Source organism: Veillonella sp. KGMB01456, assembly GCF_023051165.1.
Classification (GTDB): domain Bacteria; phylum Bacillota; class Negativicutes; order Veillonellales; family Veillonellaceae; genus Veillonella_A.
In genome coordinates this window covers 1-2,988 of the sequence record NZ_JALKIG010000076.1, presented here as the reverse complement: position 1 = coordinate 2,988, position 2,988 = coordinate 1, and the positions used below count along the sequence as shown (strand labels likewise).

Here is a 2,988-nt window from a genome sequence, read left to right as displayed (position 1 = left end):
TGTTCATTTCGTTAAAAATGATTACCTTACATTGTTCAGTTTTCAAAGATCTGCTCGCTTAATCTTCATTGCACTTAACGCATTTCAGATTTGCGATTCAGTCACCGTCATCTCTGACGGTTTTATATTGTAACACCGTTGTTTTATTCTGTCAATAACTTTTTTACAAGTTATTTACGAGATTTAAACATTCAGGCTACTCACAACACTCAGTGTTGTTTGTCGTCTTCAACTGACGACTTGACTATCTTACCAAATTAATAAGGGGAACGTCAACCCCTAATTTAATTTTTTTCAGAAAATTTTAAAACAAGAATATAATAGCCGACACCTCACAGGCAATCGGCTATGTATTCTTAATTGTTTACTTTATTGCATTCTGTACATTGCTGTGAGTAAGAAACTATTTCTTCCCCCACACGAGGTAGAACAACTCTTCACCCATACTGCCTTCAGGAATTGTATCTACTGTATTATCAAAATAAAACTCATCCGCTGCATATGGTGTGCCATCAGCATGGAAAGGTTTTACATCTAAGGTTTGCATAGTGTAGTTAACACGATTTATACGAACCAACTCTAAATAATGTTCGCCATTGGTTTCATTTACACGAATCCACATGGTAGCTACCCGATCATCTTTTACAACCGAGCTATTATCGACCGAGTATTGCTCCCCATCAGTATTTTCACCCAAGTAGTACCAATCAGCTGCATTTACTTCAAATGTACCACCAAAAGTTAAAGCACCAAACACACCTAACGCAAGAACTGCACTTTTCCAAAGTTTCATACGCTCCACCTCTTTTTTCAAAATACTATACACTAACAAAAAATAGAAAATGATTCTCTACTAAATATAATATTATAAAAAATAAACTTTATCAACTAATTTTATAAATTTTATCTCAAAAAGTGATTAAACATAATGTGTAGTTATAAAAAAAGAAGCCATAACTGATATATAGCTTAATGCTTTATATAGTTACAGCCTCTTAATCCTGCTAATTGTTATGTTTCTTAATATTCAGCAATTATTTGCCAATATTATTTCTTTAAACCTAATTCTTCTTCCTGTACATTCATACGTTTAATTTCTTTTTCCAAAAGTTTGTCATATACCTTATTACCGGTATCAACTTCAACCTTTTCTTCTTCAGGGTGTTTTTCACCCAAATTCAAAGAATCTTTGATGGTATTAAGGCGTTCTGTTTCTTTTTCTAATAAGCGATCTTCTACTTTTTTTATGTCTGACATAAGAAATACCCCCATTTCTTAATAACACATACTCGCTACCATCATAATAACAACTTCTTCTATTTTTTTCAATATAAAAATTATTTTTTTATTTTTGCTTATGAATATCAGCTTACAACAATCTATTCATACTTCAATATTTTTTGTATGTATTCTTCCGTCAAAGAACTAAGTTACAACTCATTACATAAAAAAAACGCAACAATCAGTAATATAACTATTATCTAATGTTGCGGTTTATTGATTATGACTATTATATTTTTACGCCAAACGTTGATAAAAACGTTTCACATAGAAGTGATAAATTAGGAGCCCCACAATGGCGATGGCTGCATTAAGCTGATACATCAATTCAAAGCCGACCCAGCCGATGACTAAACTTAAAAGGGCTGAGCCTAAACCTACGCCAATGTCCAGCGATAAAAAGTACGTTGCATTAGCCGCACCGGCTCGTTCCGGAGCAGCCGCTTGAACACCCAATGTCTGAAAGGCCGGACTGATGGCACCGTAGCCAAGACCGATAATTGGCGCTGATGCTATAATCCACCACGGCGTAGTGGCCAAACTCAATATGATAATCCCGATACCATAAAGGAGAAAGCCCGGATAAATTAATATATTCGCGCCCAACTGGTCAAAAGCCCGCCCTACCCACGGACGAGTTACCACAATGGTTAAGGCATATAATACGAAAAAAATGCTGGCCATAGTACCCTGCCCCATCTCAGTAAGCATAATCGGCACAAATACCAATACACCGGAATAGGTGAAGCTGATAAAAACACCGATGATAGCCCATGGCAAGGTAGTGCGCTCAAAGAAACGATCAAAATTCCAAGGCCGTTTTTTAGCTAATTGCGGCAGAGCCAAAGACTCATCGAGCTGTTTACGATTAACCACATAAAAACTCAACAAAGCACAAAGACTTAAAAAGATAAAGTAGGCATTCTTATCCCATAAATCCAGAATAGTCAGCCCTAAAAACGGTCCGATAACCATGGCCACATTAACGAATACGGAAAAATAACCTATCCCTTCCCCTTTGCGATGCTTCGGCAATACCAAAACGGCCACTGCCGCTACCGCCGTCGTGCCGACAGCAAAAATCATACCGTGCAATAAGCGCAAAAAGAAGATTAAATCCATAGACTGTGTAAAGTTAAAGGCTATCATAATGAGCAGGAAAATACCGGTTGTGGCAAAGAGTACTTTACGTTTGTCAAAACCGTCTATAATTTCACCGGCAAAGGGCCGACAAAGAATTGTACCAATCTGGAAATACGTCATAGCCATACCGGCTTGGAAGGCCGTCCCGCCGTAGACCCCGGTAATAATTAAAGGCAAGCCCGCAATCAATATATATTGGCTCATATAGTAAAGACAACTGCTTAGGCCGCAACCGAGAAATTCCGCTGACCAAATTTTACCTTCTTCCGCTGCCTGCTGCTGATTCGATGACATCATATCCCCCATATCATGAGTACCCGCTGCATTAGTTTGATGAGTACTATTTTTTTGTCCGTCCTGACCCATAGACATCTCCTTCCTTTTTCGCTATCATCACACCATTATAGTTTTACCTGCTGAAAGATTATTAAAACTCTGTTCCAATAACAGGTTTATACTTTGGGCTGTATTTAATGAGTCCCATCATTTTGCGGTAACTCATAAAGTACAAAATCATAACCACCCGTAGAACGGGTGGTTTGCTCTGACCCTATAAGGGTCTTT

At 37.7% G+C, this 2,988-nt stretch carries 3 protein-coding genes; all 3 read right to left on the bottom strand.

Annotated features, from left to right (window positions below):
- Window positions 1–403: 403 nt before the first annotated feature.
- On the bottom strand, window positions 404–793 hold the full coding sequence (locus tag MXE28_RS11335) for a hypothetical protein (protein ID WP_021842384.1): 390 nt from the start codon (window positions 791–793) through the stop codon (window positions 404–406).
- 254 nt (window positions 794–1,047) lie between these two features.
- Window positions 1,048–1,257, bottom strand: a complete 210-nt coding sequence (locus MXE28_RS11330; protein WP_021842383.1) for a hypothetical protein — start codon at window positions 1,255–1,257, stop codon at window positions 1,048–1,050.
- A gap of 261 nt (window positions 1,258–1,518) precedes the next feature.
- A complete protein-coding gene (locus tag MXE28_RS11325; RefSeq protein ID WP_226974692.1) occupies window positions 1,519–2,790 on the bottom strand; it encodes an MFS transporter in 1,272 nt (423 codons plus the stop codon).
- Window positions 2,791–2,988 lie beyond the last annotated feature (198 nt).

Excerpts from the sequence above, each read along its gene's own strand:
- MXE28_RS11335 (WP_021842384.1), bottom strand. The coding sequence starts at position 793 with ATGAAACTTTGGAAAAGTGCAGTTCTTGCGTTAGGTGTGTTTGGTGCT.
- MXE28_RS11330 (WP_021842383.1), bottom strand. The coding sequence starts at position 1,257 with ATGTCAGACATAAAAAAAGTAGAAGATCGCTTATTAGAAAAAGAAACA.
- MXE28_RS11325 (WP_226974692.1), bottom strand. The coding sequence starts at position 2,790 with ATGGGTCAGGACGGACAAAAAAATAGTACTCATCAAACTAATGCAGCG.